Source organism: Flavobacterium sp. YO12, assembly GCF_004119495.1.
Taxonomy (GTDB): Bacteria; Bacteroidota; Bacteroidia; order Flavobacteriales; family Flavobacteriaceae; genus Flavobacterium.
In genome coordinates, this window is record NZ_NRQU01000042.1 from 1 (window position 1) to 15105 (window position 15105).

The following is a 15105-nucleotide window of genomic DNA, read 5'->3' on the forward strand; positions in this document are numbered from 1 at the left end:
ATTTAACCGTTAAGTTTTTTTAACTACATCGTTCTGTTTTGTTTTAAATCNTTAAAAAAAATGGAAATTTTAGTAAGTATGACGCTTTTCAAAAACAAGCATAAATAACTTACATTTAAATATTTACACTGCTCAAATCTGCATTATTTCTAAATTTCGCGGTGAGTTCTTTATTGATATACCCTTACGTAATCTATATAAAACTTTTGCGGAAAAATCGCATCGTCTACTTCTGGACCTCCAAAATTTCCACCAACTGCCAAATTCAAAATAATATAAAATGGTTTGTCAAAAGGCCAAGTATCTTCGTTTTTCACAGAAGGATTAAAGGTATAAACTAAAGTTTTGTCTACAAAAAATTCAATTTTATCTTTATCCCACTCAATAGCATACACATGATAACCTTCTTCAATATTTAAAAACTCAGTTCTTTTTGTGTTGATTGTATTCCCATGACTGTCTTGCGTATGAAGCGTCGTGTAAACCATGTGAGGATCTCTCCCTATATATTCCAGAATATCAATTTCACCGCTTTTTGGCCATTGCACCTCGTCAATATTAGCGCCAAGCATCCAGAAAGCAGGCCATATACCTTGTCCGACAGGTAATTTTGCCCTTGCTTCTATCCTGCCGTATTTAAACTCTTTCTTACCTTTAGTTGTAATTTTTGTCGAAGTATATTTATTTCCTTCTTTTCTCGCTTCTATTACCAAATTACCATCTTTTACTTCGTGATTAATTTTGGTATAAATCTGCCTTTCATTATTACCAAAACCACACGAATTCGGACAGCCGTCTCCAAGTTCAAAATTCCAAAACTTTTCATTTATCTCTTTCTTATTGAAGTTTTCTTCCCATACCAGTTTTCTCTTTACTTCTTGTGCGTATGAAAAACTACAAATGAGCATTAATAGAACTACTTTATTCATAACTATTACTTTAGAAATTATTAAAACTGTTCTAAAATAGAATATTTCCTAAACACTAGCCGCTTTTTAATCAAAAAATTTGGCATTCGAAATTGGAGCTAACAATGTGATTCTGTTAAAATTTGGAACAATATCCTTAACTAAACTCAATTCAAAATTGATTACTTTTGTAAAAATTGACATTTTTTATGCAAATCGATCTTTCTACACTCGACCCAAAACAAAATATTATAATAAAAGGAGCACAAGTACATAATTTAAAAAATGTAGATGTTGCTATTCCGCGAAATAAACTGGTTGTAATTACAGGTCTTTCGGGATCAGGAAAATCAAGTTTAGCATTTGATACTTTATATGCCGAAGGACAACGTCGTTATGTAGAAAGTTTATCTTCATACGCACGTCAGTTTTTGGGGCGTTTAGACAAACCTAAAGTAGAATATATTAAAGGTATTGCGCCGGCAATTGCAATTGAGCAAAAAGTGAATACTACAAATGCTCGTTCTACTGTAGGAACTTCTACAGAAATCTACGATTATATTAAACTTTTGTTTGCCAGAATCGGACGCACTTATTCTCCTGTTTCTGGTCAAGAAGTTAAAAAAAACACTGTTTCTGATGTGGTTTCTGATGTAAAAACATTGGAAATCGATAGTAAATGGCTGCTTCTTGCTCCTATTCATCTGGAAGAAGGGCGACAGCTCGAAGATAAACTTAAAGTATTATTACAACAAGGTTTTGCTCGTATTCTCGTCGAAAATGAAATGGTACGTTTAGATGAATTTTCAGCAGAAAACCTACATCAATTAGACAATAAAGATATTTTATTAATTATCGATCGTATTGTTGTAAAGGAAGAGGAAGAGTTTTTCAATCGTCTTGCTGATGCTGTTCAAACAGCTTTTTTTTGAAGGAAAAGGAATTTGTTATCTTCAGGAATTGGGCTCAGATAAACGATTTTCTTATTCTAATAATTTCGAATTAGACGGTATTACTTTTCTAGAACCAAATGTTCACTTATTCAGCTTTAATAATCCGTATGGCGCTTGTCCTGTTTGTGAAGGTTACGGAAATATAATTGGCATCGATGCTGATTTGGTTGTTCCTAATACATCACTCTCTATTTTTGAAAGTGCTATTTATCCTTGGCGAGGCGAAAGTATGAGCTGGTACAAAGATGAATTAGTAAAACATGCCTATAAATTTGATTTCCCAATTCACAAACCTTATTTCGAACTTTCTGACAGTCAAAAAGACTTAATTTGGACAGGAAATCAATATTTTCAAGGTCTAAACAGCTTTTTTAAAGAACTTGAAGAGAAAAACTATAAAATACAAAATCGTGTAATGCTGTCGCGTTACCGCGGAAAAACGAAATGTCACGCTTGTCGCGGAAAACGTCTTCGCGAGGAAGCTTCATATGTAAAAATCAACGAAAAAACAGTTTCAGATTTAGTTGATTTACCAATTAAGCATTTAGTTACTTTTTTCAAAAATATCGATTTAAATACTTACGAGCAGCAAATTGCGAAACGTTTGATGGTCGAAATCAATAATCGTTTATCGTTTTTAACCGAAGTTGGTTTGGATTATCTTACCTTAAACCGAAACTCTTCGACACTTTCGGGAGGAGAATCGCAGCGTATTAATCTAGCTACTTCGTTAGGAAGCAGCTTGGTTGGTTCGATGTACATTCTAGACGAACCTAGTATTGGACTTCACCCAAAAGATTCTGAAAGGCTAATTAAGGTTTTACTTTCGCTGCGTGATTTAGGCAACACTGTAATTGTGGTAGAACACGATGAAGATATTATGAAAGCGGCTGATATGATTATTGATATTGGTCCTGAAGCAGGAACTTTTGGTGGAAAACTAGTAGCACAGGGAACTTATGAAGAAATCCTAAAATCAGATTCGCTTACTTCTAAGTATTTGAATGGAGATTTAGAGATTTCAGTTCCACAGAGAAGAAGAAAATTCAAAAATCATATTGATATTATTGGTGCAAGAGAGAATAACTTAAAGAATATCAATGTTACTTTTCCTTTGGATATTTTAACTGTTGTAACTGGAGTTTCTGGAAGTGGAAAAAGTACTTTGATTAAGAAAATTCTATTTCCTGCTATGCAGAAAAAACTGGAAAATGCTGCTGAAAAAGCAGGACAGTTTAGTGAAATTAAAGGCTCTTTCTCGCAAATAAAACACATTGAATATGTAGATCAAAACCCGATTGGAAGAAGTTCCAGATCAAATCCTGTAACTTACATTAAGGCTTATGACGATATTCGTGATTTGTATGCTAAAGAAAAATTATCAAAAATAAGAGGTTATCAGGCGAAACATTTCTCTTTTAATGTTGACGGAGGACGCTGTGAAACGTGTAAAGGAGAAGGTTCTATAAATGTTGAAATGGTATTTATGGCTGATGTTTCTCTGCCTTGTGAAACCTGCGGCGGAAAACGATTCAAAAAAGAAATCTTAGAGATTAATTTTGACGATAAAAACATCAACGATATTCTTACGATGACTATTGATGATGCTATTGCTTTCTTTGAAAAAAACAAACAGACAAAAATCACGCAAAAATTACAGCCTTTACAAGATGTTGGTTTAGGCTATGTTCAATTAGGACAATCATCCTCTACTCTTTCGGGCGGTGAAGCACAACGTATTAAACTGGCTTCATTTTTAGTAAAAGGGGCAACAAAAGATAAAGCTCTATTTGTTTTTGATGAACCTACAACCGGGCTTCATTTTCATGACATTAAAAAGCTGATGGCTTCATTTGATGCTTTAATCGAAAAAGGACATTCGATAATTGTGATTGAACATAATCTTGATTTAATTAAATGTGCCGACTGGATTATCGATTTGGGACCTGAAGGCGGAGAAAACGGCGGTCATTTATTGGCTGCAGGAACTCCTGAAGAAATTGTTAAAGTAAAAGAATCTGTTACTGGAATTTATTTGAAAGATAAACTGTAGCTTCCTGCACTTCAAAAAAAAGCCATAAATTATATCAGCTTATGATATTAATTTATGGCTTTATTATTTTAAAATTAGGAATGTTTATGCCAATAAACATTTTTCTTCAAAAGGAAAACCATCTTCATCGATGGCAACTAGTACTTTTTTTTGTTTTGAAGCCTCAATTGTAAGATACAGCCATGCAAATGACCATAATCCGAGGGTTAAACAAAAAATAATAAAATTCAAACCGTGGTTAACTGCTTTACCGCCCTTTGAAAGAACTGCGAAAAGTAATTCATCATTTCTCTCTTCTAATACAAATCCGTTATGAACTTTGTTTGAAATCATATTCGAAAACACCTGTACACTTTGTTCCGGACTGAGCTGATTGTTTTTCATAATCCTTCATTTTGGTTTAGTCTGTATGCGAAATTTTCTAAATTCTCAACAATTCCCAATTAAGTACTGCATTCAAAAACAAACATCAGCAGAGCCTTTTTATATTCTATTAAACCATTTAGTTTTTTTTCAATAAAATGGAACGTTAAAAATTTAACCTAAAATTATATTTTAAAATTAAAACTACAAAATAAACAACTGTTAAAATTGACTCTTTAAAACAGTATATCAATACATTAACAATAACTTAATCTTTATTTCCAATGTTAAATGATGAAGGTTTATAATCACTTTTTAAATAATTTTCAGGTATAGTAGTCATATTGCCGTCTCTTAAAGCACTATAATGCGGCGACATAATTTCGATTCCGGCTTCATTAAAGGAATCTTGAATATTTTGATGCAATGAAGAATAAATTAAAGGCTGTTTTGTAGGTTGTTTTGTATAAACGTTTATTTGATACGATACATAAAAGTCGTCTAAACTAGTTTGCAAAACAAAAGGCGGCGGTGTCTGTTCGATCATTTGTGTCTTTAATGCTGCATCTATTAAAGCCTTATGAATGTCTTTCCACGGAACGTCATATCCAATAGTAACTGTAGTATGAATTAATAAACCATTATTAACCTGTTTCGTATTTGATGAATAATTGGTTGACGTACTTGATAAAACTGTTGAGTTGGGAATAGTTATATCTTCAAATTTAGGCGTTCTAATTCTGGTAACTAAAGCAGTTTTTTCGATTACTTCACCGCTTACATCTCCAATTTTTATAAAATCACCTATTTTAAACGGACGCATATACGTAATTACTAAACCTGCAACCATATTCGCAATTGCATTTGAAGAACCTAATGAGAATAAAACCCCGACAAATACAGACACTCCTTTGAAAATTGGTGATTCTGAACCAGGTAAATACGGAAAAATTATAACTACCATAAAGGCAAGCAATAGAAATCTAACAATATTAAATGTCGGCATTGCCCAATCGTTGTAGAAACCGTCAATTTTAATATTCTCTTTTTTAATTTCTTCAAAAAAGAACTTAATCACTTTTATGGTATATCTAAAAATAACAACGATAACTATAATGGTGACTAAACTTGGCAGAAAGTCGACAAACCCCATAACGGCAGATTTTGCCGGCGTAAGAATCCAACGCAGTAATGTTGTCGTGTAAGCTTCTGTAGCAGGAAAAATGCTGAACAAGAGCGGAAGTGAAAGGTAAACTATTAAAACTAGAATAATTCCTTTTACAAAACTATACAGCTGCATTGCGAGCGCCTGCTGCTTTTGAGGCGATAAAATTTTAATATTATTATAATTAAAGCCTTTAAAATACTTGTCGCTGTTTTTTAGAATATAGAGTTTTACTCTGTTAAAAAGTTTACCAACAAAATACAAGATACTGCCAATAATCAAAATCAACAAAGCTGTGTACCCAAGTCTTTTTGGCAGCATTGAATAGTTTTCATTTTGATAAACTATTGCTTTCTTTATTAAAGACAAATTGCGTTTTGCAATAAATTCTTGTGTCTGATTTTCAGCTTTTGCATCAACTTCAAGGATTGACATAATAATAAAATCATCTTTATAAACTATGTCTTGTGAAATATCTGAAGGACTAATTACAAGCGAATCTGAATCAAAAAGTGAATCCTCATAAAGTTTTCTAATTTTTTCGGTAATCGCTTTCGCCCTGTTTTCGGCAGAAAAAGACCCTACTTTGTTATAAACAAAGAATAATGTATCCTTAAAAGGATTTATAGGATATTTTACTTGTTTTAGTTCAACAGCGGCATTTTTTGATGAATGCAGGCTGTCTTTTTGAGTAAAAGCAAATGATGAAAATAAAACAATGAAAAGCGCTAAAAAACAAAGTAATTTCTTTTTCATATGATGTTAGCTGTAAATGGTCCTTTCTAACAAATATAAAAACAAAATAGCTTCAAATTTAAATTACTTTGTTGTTTCGCAATAAAATCGTATTAAATTTTAATTCCAATTTTCTTTAAAATGGTATCTATTACTTTATTAATATCTGGCGAAATATTAAATTTATAATTCAGATAAACATATAAAATGGTTACCAAAACTGATTTCAAAGCAATACTAATCAATTGATAAAATGGAAATTCCCAGAAATAAAACAATAGAAACAAAACAAAAGTTAATACCATTGATGAAATTGTCTCTTTTGTAAAAGGGTACAAATGAAGTTTTTTCACCACAAAAAGAAGTTTTGCTAAACTGTACAGGGTAATTGATAGTAAAGTTGCAAAAGCCGAACCGAAAATTCCGAAAATTGGAATAAAAATCATGTTTAAAATGACAGTAAGAACAACTAACATTAAACCAAGGTACAAAACCATTCGGTAGTATTTTGTGTTAAAAATAATGGCATTATTGTTTCCTAAAATCAAGTCAAAATATTTTGATAAACCAATCATAAATACAACCGAAATTCCGCCGCTGTATTCTTTAGGCACCAATTCGTAAAGCTGATTAATATTGACAAAAATACACAGCATTACAAATCCGCCTACCATTTGTAAATTGATAGAAGTCTTTTTGTAAAGTATATTCAATTCGTCATACTTATTTTCATGCATTAATTTTGCCGTTATCGGATAAACAATTTGATGCATCGCACGACTTGGCACAGAAATCACCAAAGCAATGTAAGTTGCCACAGAATAGAAAGCAATATTCTCAATCTGCATATATTGGTTCAGCATCATCTTATCACCATCTAAAAGCAAATTAGCAACGCTTCCAGATAAAATAATATAAAAGGTATATATTAATATTTCCTTTGTATTTGCTGGTATTGTAAACTGAAAAGTTGGTTTCTGAATACTGAATGCATATAACATTGTTATCAAGAATGCCAAAAAATATAAACCTGCTGTTGCGTACACAAAACCTTCTACGCTAAGCCAATCATAATAAACGCCTATTAATAGGAATAATGAAAATAATCGCAATCCAACTTCTTTTACAAAGTTTCCAAAAACGGAATGCATATTTACTCGCAGCCAGGCATAAAAAATTTCAAAATATGCCATACATAACCCTATAAATGGTATTAACCAAATATAACTTTTTACAATTGCATTCTTTTTTGATACGAAGAATAAAATTTCGTCATAAAACACAAGGCCAATCAATAAAATTGGAATTATTAACAACAGAGGAAATAAAACAGTAAAGGATAAAAAACGGGATTTTTCTTCTTCGGTTTTATACTGCGAATAAAATTTTACTAGTGTATTTTGCATTCCAATCGCAAACAAAGGCATGATAACATTTGCGCAAGATGTCACATAATTAGTTAAACCATAAAAGGTTGCCCCTAAAAAAACAGGATATAAATAAAGTGTATTAATGGCTCCAATTCCGAAACCTATATAGGTAATAATAGTATTTTTGAAAGACTGATTTAAGACAATACCCATTTGCGGATTTATGAATTTAGATTTTAAATTTAGCGTACTATGATTCTTTAATCAACTGTGCTAATTGTTTGGTAAGGTTTTTTCTTGAATATTGCTGTAAACCAACACCATAAGATTGTAATTTTCCTTCCAAAAATTGATTATAAAAGTTCAAAATTACACTTTTTAGTTTCACTTTTTCAGAATAATCAAAAAATACTCCTGTATTAGTTTCTGTAATAATATCGGCAAAATCAGAACCTTGTGGACCAATCGCAATTATTGGTCGATTGGAGACCATGTATTCAAACAATTTTCCTGGTATAATACTTTTAGTATCCTCTGAGTTTATTTCGATTAAAAGTAAAACCTGTGACTTTTTTTGATGCGAGATTGCTTCATTATGCGAAACATATCCCAAAAGATTCAAATAATCATTCAGTTTAAATTCTTCAATCGAATCTAAAACTTCCTGACTTACGGCACCAATTAATTTAATTTCTAAATGCTTTTTAAAATCTGGAATTTCGTTAAATAGTTCAACAAGACATTCCCATAAAAATTTTGGGTTTCTCTCTGATAAAAATGAACCAATGTGTGCTAGAGTAAACTTCGTGTCTAGTGGTTCTTTCTCTACTTTTTCAAGATCATAACCATTTGTAATTACCGATATTGGTTTATTGGTAATAGCCTGAAATTCTGTTTTTGTAGTTTTACTTGTTACAATAATAGTGTCTGCGGTATTAAGCACTTTATGTTCTAAATTTTTATGCTTTTTTGCTGCATAATTTGACAAACGAAGTGATTTGTGATAACCAATCGTTGTCCAAGGATCACGAAAATCTGCAAACCATTTTACATTTAGTTTTTCTTTTAATTCTAAACCAATTAAATGCAGACTATGCGGCGGTCCAGATGTTACGATCGTATCAATATTATTTTCTTTAATATATTTTTCCAGATAAGAAACTGAAGGTTTTACCCAAAAAACACGCGCATCAGGAATAAAAAGATTCCCACGAACCCAAAGAAAAGTCTTATCTAAAAATGTCTGCTTTTTTTTATGCGGAAAAATTCCCGAACTAATCTTCTTCGTTTTATTTTTTGAAAAAATAGAAGCCAATTGATAAGGTTCCCAAATTTTATTTTTTAGTACAATGACTTTATCAGATATTTCACTTACCAAACCTTCATCTACAATTGGATAAGTAGGGTTCTCTGGAACATAAACAATAGGTTGAACATCAAATTCTGGAAGATATTTTACAAATTTCAACCAACGCTGTACTCCCGGTCCTCCTGCTGGTGGAAAATAGTACGTGATAATTAAGAGCTTCTTTTGTTCCAAGGAAAATTGTTTATTGTTTAAAAGTGTAAATATTTAGACGTTATTTCAAAGCTAATTTCTTAAATACTCTATAAATGATATAAAGGAAAAGCAAACAATTTAAAACGATCCAAAAGTTATAAAATGTCCAGACAATTTTATATTCCGTTTTCATACTTGAAATACTAAAATATTTCCCTTGACTTTCATCATAAAAGTCATCATAACCCATCATATAAATTCCGCAAAAAATATATATTACTAAATCAAAAATGAGAAAAAGAACAATTTTAAGAATTTTAGAGAGTTTCATTTTAAAACTAAAGCCTATTACTTAGACTGTTCACTAGATTTCTTACGTTCAAAATAAATCCCGCCAATTAAAAGCAACACCATTCCTATTGAACTAGCCAGATTAATCATTCCTCCAGTTTTTATAACTTGAGGTTCAAACTTAAACTCAATAGTATGTTTTCCTGCAGGAACTTCCATAGCTCTTAAAACATAATCAACAGGAAAATGATCTGTCAACTGACCATCAACATAAGCATTCCAGCCATTTTTATAATACATTTCAGAGAAAACAGCCAAAGCATCGCCTTTACTTTCTGATTGATATTTAATATAGTTTGGCTTATATTTTACCACTTTAATTGTTCCAGTTGTATCCCATTGTTTTTTTAATCGGGCGTTTCTAAATTTACCTTCATGCTCACGAACATTGAATACTGCAACTTTTTTAGTATCGATATAATTCAAAGCTTTCATTACATCATCTGGTTTATTTACAAGTTTTACTGAACTTACAAACCATGCGTTTCCATTTGCATCAGGGTTTTGAGTTGGAATATCTTTACCCTGCTTATCTGTTTGAATAACATACTTAACATTTAACATATTAAGTATTTCCAAATTCATGTTTTTATTTTTATTCGCTAATTGGTAATCAAATAACTGTTGTATTCTTCTTGGTTTTGCAGCATGGTAACCACCAATAGAATGATGAAAATAAGAAGCTCTTGCACTTGACATATTTCCGCTCATTTCAAAAACTCTATAATGTGTAGTATCCTTTAATATTTCAATATCTGAAGGTGTTTCCTGAAATGGAGCAGCAATCTGTACAGGGCTCACAAAATCTTTAGCTGAAACATATTTTTTATCGACAAAAAACAAATCAAAAATCATCAGCACAGCAACAATTATTAAAGCTGTAGTCTGAGAAAATTTATTTTTAATAAATAACCATAAAACTCCAAAAGTTACAACTATAAAAAATCCAGATCGAAGTAAATCTGCAGAGTATAATGACATTCTATCTTCCTTCAAAGCATCAACAAAAGCTGGTCCGTAACTTTCTAAAAAGTACTGATCATTCATTCCTGTAAAGTGAAAAGAACTTTTTGCAATTACTAAAATAGCTATGATTCCCAAACCAAAAACACCTGTCTGAATTAAAGCTTTTTGTTGCAGTTTTGGTTCTTCTTTAGCTTTAAAGAACGATTGTAATCCCATTACTGCAAGTACAGGGAAACATAATTCTAAAATTACCTGAATAGAAGATACTGCTCTAAACTTATCATACATGGGAACATAATCTATAAAAAAGTCTGTCAGAAAAGAGACATTTTTTCCCCATGAAAGAACTAATGAAACCAATGCTCCTGAAAGAAATACGTATTTTATTTTTCTATCATCAATAAACAATGCTAAAACTGCCAAGAAAAAAACAACAACTCCAATATAAGCTGGCGCTGCAACAATAGGCTGGTCTCCCCAATATGCAGGCATACCCGATACAAAATCTTCAGCTTGGCTTGCCGGCACGCCCTGCTCTATCATAAACGAATACATACGACTGTCAACACCAACATTTTCATGGTTTGAACCTCCAAAAAGTCTCGGCGCAATTAAATTAAAACTTTCTGCAATTCCGTAACTATATTCGGTAATATATTCTCTACTTAAAGCATTTTCGTTTGTCTTTTTAGTTCCATCAGGATTAAAAGTTAATTCGCTGTTACTACGAGTACTAAATTTAGCATATTCGCTGGTAGCCATTAAATTAGCTGCATTGGCACCAATAGCAAAAATTCCCGCTACAGCCAGAGTACCTATCGCAGTTAAAAGCGGTTTGTATTCTTTATTCTTTATAAAAGTGAAAGCAAAATAACCTGAAAGTATCAATAAGAAAATCAATAAATAATAGGTCATTTGAAAGTGATTCGCATTAACTTCTAATGCAACCGCAAACATGGTGAGCAGACCTCCCCAAATATATTTTTTTTGAAAAACGAGTATAAATCCAGCAATAACAAGGGGCATATAGGCAATTGCATGCGCTTTTGCATTATGACCAACTCCAAGAATTATAATTAAATAGGTCGAAAACCCGAATGCAAGTGCACCGATAAAAGCTTTTAATGGATCTGTTTTTAAAACCAATAACAATCCATAAAACCCAAAGAAATATAGAAAAAGATAATCTGCAGGACGTGGTAAAAAACGTAAAAGATCGTCAATTTTACCAACAAAATCATTAGGATAATTTGCTCCTAACTGATAAGTAGGCATTCCGCCAAAAGCAGAATTTGTCCAATAAGGTTCTGTATGTTCAGCAGCCCTGAAGTCATTCTGCTCTTTTGCCATTCCGGTATATTGAGCAATATCTGACTGAAAAATCTGTTTTCCTTGCAGAACAGGATAAAAATAAACTAATGATACAAGAATAAAACCCAGAATTACAAGGGCATGCGGATAGAACTTATTTACTATTTTCAATTTTGGCAGGTTTGGTTAAATGATGAATCCTATTTTTTAGGATACAAACTTAATCTATTTCTTCGTAATCAACATAGTCCCCAACCTTTTTGGTTTCGCGAGGATTTTTTGCATTAGCGGTATCGATGATTATCTCATCTTTTGTAGTATTACGAGTTTGCTGCCAAGAATTATCTTGACTATATTGTTGTTGTCTCTGAAAATTTTCTCCTGCCTTTTCAACTGCTTTTTTTACCAATACCGGCAAAAAGATTCTAGCTAAAAATTTAAAAATATAATAAAATGCTATTATATAACATATAGCTTTTATTAAACCTGAAAAAGATGCTTCTTGCATAATTGTATAATTTTTGTCAAAATTAATAAATCCATTGTTTAAAATTAAAATATCAATCTTAAATAAATAATAAAATATAGTACATTTGAAATGCGTTATAGCTTTTTAATCAAAAAAATACATTTATGTTGAAAATTAAAAACTTACTTTCTACATCTCTTCTTTTAATACCACAATTTTTCTTTGCTCAATACACTGATGTAATAAACTCAAACAGACCTGGCGAAACTATGTCTGCTTATGCTGTTGGAAAATCTGTTATTCAAGCAGAAATTGGTGTTTATGGTATTCAAGAAAAACACGATTTATTAAACTACGACGCAAGTGGTTTTGGCACCGATTTTACACTAAGATATGGTGCTTTTTTAGAGCAATTAGAATTTATTGTTGATTTACAATATCAAATGGAAAACTTTGATACTCCTTATACCAGCTATAAAAAAAACAATTTCAGACAAACTGTTTTAGGGGCTAAATATTTAATTTACGATCCTTACAAAAATTATAAAGACGAAGTAAACATCTACAGCTATAAAGCCAATCGAAGTTTTAAATGGCGTGAGCTAATTCCTGCGGTTTCGATATTTGCAGGAGCAAATTTTGTTGGTGCCGACAATCCTTACTATTTCTCTCCTAATGGCGAGATTTCTCCAAAAGTTGCCTTGGTTACACAAAACTTATTTGGAGGCGGAAGATGGGTTTTTGTAACCAATATTATTGCTGATTATATTGGCACTGATTATCCAAGTTATGGTTACATATTAACTTTAACACACGGGTTTAATGCTAAATGGTCCGGGTTTGTTGAAAATCAAGGATACAAAAGTGATTTCTACAGCGATGCAATCGTTCGCGGCGGTGCTGCATATCTTTTATCACCAAATATGCAGATTGATGCTTCGATAAGCACTAATTTTAAAAATACTCCATCTGTTTTATATGGTGGTGTTGGTTTTTCTTGGCGTTACGACGGCTGGTATAAAGAAAAACAAATCGAGGTTAAAAACAATGAAAGAGCTAAAAAGAATCCAGAAAATGAAAAAGAGATAGATTATCAGGCAAGAGAAAGAAAACGCAAGGCTAAGTACGAGTAAATTTTAATAACCAAACTCTCTGCACTAAGAGATTTTTTATAATACCACCTTAATGATTACAATTAAAGAAGCTAAAACTAAAAAAGAACTAACCGAATATATCAAATTTCCGTTTTCGTTATACAAAGACAATCCATATTGGGTGCCGCCTATTATTGCTGATGAACTAGAGTCTTTTGATAAAACAAAAAATCCTGCATTTGATAATGCCGAAGCTTACTTTTATCTTGCTTATAAAGACAATGAAATTGTGGGAAGAATTACAGCAATTATCAATTGGGCTGAAGTAAACAATCAGCACAAAAGAAAAGTTCGTTTTGGATGGTTTGATGTAATTGATGATATTGAGGTTACAAAAGCGCTACTCGAAAAAGTATATGAATTAGGAAGAAAACATAACCTTGAACATGCCGAAGGCCCAATGGGTTTTTCTAATTTAGACAAAGTTGGTGTTCTAACTGAAGGTTTTGATCAAGTTGGAACTATGATTACTTGGTACAATAATCCGTATTATGTAACTCATTTTGAAAAACTAGGTTTTCAGGTTGAAAAAGAATACATCGAAAGCATATTTCCTTTTTCGAATGTAAAACCAGAATTTTTCCTTAAAGCACAGGCTTTAATCAAAAAACGTTATGAACTTAGGGCTTTAAATTTCACTAAAACAAAGGATATTATGCCGCATGTCGACAAAATGTTTGATTTGTTTAATGAAAGTTATGCCAAATTAGCTTCGTTTGTGGCAATTTCAGATGTTCAAAAAGAGTATTTCAAAAAGAAATATATCAGTTTTATCAATCCTGAATATATAAAATTCGTGGTTGATAAAGATGATAATTTAGTCGCATTTAGTATTGTTATGCCAAGTTTTACTGAAGCGCTGCAGAAGGCAAAAGGAAAACTTTTCCCATTTGGTTTTCTTCATCTTTTAAAAGCTAGAAAAAAGAGTAAAGACGTGGTTTTCTACCTTATTGGTGTTCACCCAGATTATCAAAACAAAGGAGTTACCGCAATTATTTTTGATGAATATTTTAAAACTTTCTCTGAAAAAGGAATTGTAAATTGTATCAGAACTCCAGAATTAGCAGAAAATACTGCCATTCATTTACTATGGAAAAACTTTGACCCAAAAATTCATTGTCAAAGAAAAACATATTTAAAATACCTTTAAAAGTATTTAGTTATAAAAATCAATATTTGATTTGAAAACATAAAAAAATCCATTCGCAATAAACGAATGGATTTTTTGTATCAATAACATTTTACTATTCTACTTTACAATCTGTCTTAGTCAATATGTTTTTTTGATCAAACTTCAATTTGGTTTTATCCTTAAAAGTTACTTTATCGTTAGCTTGAATAACATCTCCAAACCCTTCTATTAGCGCTCCGTCTTTTTGTAGAAATGCAACTTCTCTCACAGATGAAACTCCTTCTGAGGTAAAAGTATAATCAGCGATAAGCGTATCGCCTTTCATGTTCCCTATCAAAGTTCCTTCATTTTTATCTTTTCCAGATATACTATAATTTAATTTTCCGTTTACCTCTTGGTGCGAGTTTACATTAAAACTCAATTCAATCACATTGCCATTTGCTCTTAAAGCATAACATTGATCACCTGCAGGTTCTTCTATTTGAACCTCTTTTGGAGCGTTTGGAGCAATTTCAACCGGTTCTGTATCTGCCGTTTTTTTACAAGAAACTAAAACAGTCAAAATTAGAGTCGTTAGTATAAGTAGCTTTTTCATAATTATTCATTTTATTTTCTGATTACAAATTTAAAGTTACTTCAAATAAAAAAAATCCATTCGTATAACGGAATGGATT

Annotated in this window: 10 protein-coding genes and 1 pseudogene; 3 read left to right on the forward strand and 8 right to left on the reverse strand. The window is 31.6% G+C overall.

The window, feature by feature from the left end:
• Window positions 1-170: 170 nt before the first annotated feature.
• Window positions 171-929 carry a family 16 glycosylhydrolase gene (locus BOW55_RS13935; RefSeq protein WP_129024611.1) on the reverse strand — a complete coding sequence of 253 codons (759 nt, stop codon included), beginning with the start codon at window positions 927-929 and terminating at the stop codon, window positions 171-173.
• A 188-nt stretch (window positions 930-1117) separates the two neighbouring features.
• Here BOW55_RS13935 and uvrA point away from each other — a divergent pair.
• Window positions 1118-3914: pseudogene (gene uvrA / locus BOW55_RS13940) on the forward strand (excinuclease ABC subunit UvrA).
• A gap of 84 nt (window positions 3915-3998) precedes the next feature.
• On the opposite strand, the gene BOW55_RS13945 reads toward uvrA, so the two are convergent.
• From BOW55_RS13945 to BOW55_RS13970, 6 genes are all read right to left on the reverse strand, one after another.
• A complete protein-coding gene (locus tag BOW55_RS13945) occupies window positions 3999-4298 on the reverse strand; it encodes a hypothetical protein (RefSeq protein ID WP_089055078.1) in 300 nt (99 codons plus the stop codon).
• A gap of 247 nt (window positions 4299-4545) precedes the next feature.
• A complete protein-coding gene (locus tag BOW55_RS13950) occupies window positions 4546-6198 on the reverse strand; it encodes a mechanosensitive ion channel family protein (RefSeq protein WP_129024612.1) in 1653 nt (550 codons plus the stop codon).
• A 92-nt stretch (window positions 6199-6290) separates the two neighbouring features.
• On the reverse strand, window positions 6291-7760 hold the full coding sequence (locus tag BOW55_RS13955; RefSeq protein ID WP_129024613.1) for an oligosaccharide flippase family protein: 1470 nt from the start codon (window positions 7758-7760) through the stop codon (window positions 6291-6293).
• Window positions 7761-7797: 37 nt separating this feature from the next.
• The gene (locus BOW55_RS13960; protein WP_129024614.1) at window positions 7798-9087 is read right to left on the reverse strand and encodes a glycosyltransferase family 4 protein; all 1290 of its coding nucleotides are present in this window, start codon (window positions 9085-9087) and stop codon (window positions 7798-7800) included.
• A gap of 309 nt (window positions 9088-9396) precedes the next feature.
• A complete protein-coding gene (locus tag BOW55_RS13965) occupies window positions 9397-11847 on the reverse strand; it encodes a YfhO family protein (RefSeq protein WP_129024615.1) in 2451 nt (816 codons plus the stop codon).
• A 49-nt stretch (window positions 11848-11896) separates the two neighbouring features.
• Window positions 11897-12184, reverse strand: a complete 288-nt coding sequence (locus tag BOW55_RS13970) for a DUF4834 family protein (protein ID WP_089055084.1) — start codon at window positions 12182-12184, stop codon at window positions 11897-11899.
• A gap of 125 nt (window positions 12185-12309) precedes the next feature.
• Here BOW55_RS13970 and BOW55_RS13975 point away from each other — a divergent pair, with 125 nt between their 5' ends.
• Together BOW55_RS13975 and BOW55_RS13980 are read left to right on the forward strand one after the other, a co-directional pair.
• Window positions 12310-13278, forward strand: coding sequence for a transporter (locus BOW55_RS13975; RefSeq protein WP_129024616.1), 969 nt, complete (start codon window positions 12310-12312; stop codon window positions 13276-13278).
• Window positions 13279-13330: 52 nt separating this feature from the next.
• Window positions 13331-14449, forward strand: a complete 1119-nt coding sequence (locus BOW55_RS13980) for a GTP cyclohydrolase (RefSeq protein ID WP_129024617.1) — start codon at window positions 13331-13333, stop codon at window positions 14447-14449.
• 94 nt (window positions 14450-14543) lie between these two features.
• On the opposite strand, the gene BOW55_RS13985 is transcribed toward BOW55_RS13980, so the two are convergent.
• On the reverse strand, window positions 14544-15026 hold the full coding sequence (locus BOW55_RS13985; RefSeq protein WP_129024618.1) for a hypothetical protein: 483 nt from the start codon (window positions 15024-15026) through the stop codon (window positions 14544-14546).
• Between the last annotated feature and the right edge of the window lie 79 nt (window positions 15027-15105).

What these genes read in the sequence shown, in the direction of transcription:
- BOW55_RS13970 (WP_089055084.1), bottom strand. Translation starts at nt 12,184, where the DNA reads ATGCAAGAAGCATCTTTTTCAGGTTTAATAAAAGCTATATGTTATATA.
- BOW55_RS13945 (WP_089055078.1), bottom strand. Translation starts at nt 4,298, where the DNA reads ATGAAAAACAATCAGCTCAGTCCGGAACAAAGTGTACAGGTGTTTTCG.
- BOW55_RS13980 (WP_129024617.1), top strand. Translation starts at nt 13,331, where the DNA reads ATGATTACAATTAAAGAAGCTAAAACTAAAAAAGAACTAACCGAATAT.
- BOW55_RS13975 (WP_129024616.1), top strand. Translation starts at nt 12,310, where the DNA reads ATGTTGAAAATTAAAAACTTACTTTCTACATCTCTTCTTTTAATACCA.
- BOW55_RS13955 (WP_129024613.1), bottom strand. Translation starts at nt 7,760, where the DNA reads ATGGGTATTGTCTTAAATCAGTCTTTCAAAAATACTATTATTACCTAT.
- BOW55_RS13985 (WP_129024618.1), bottom strand. Translation starts at nt 15,026, where the DNA reads ATGAAAAAGCTACTTATACTAACGACTCTAATTTTGACTGTTTTAGTT.
- BOW55_RS13935 (WP_129024611.1), bottom strand. Translation starts at nt 929, where the DNA reads ATGAATAAAGTAGTTCTATTAATGCTCATTTGTAGTTTTTCATACGCA.
- BOW55_RS13950 (WP_129024612.1), bottom strand. Translation starts at nt 6,198, where the DNA reads ATGAAAAAGAAATTACTTTGTTTTTTAGCGCTTTTCATTGTTTTATTT.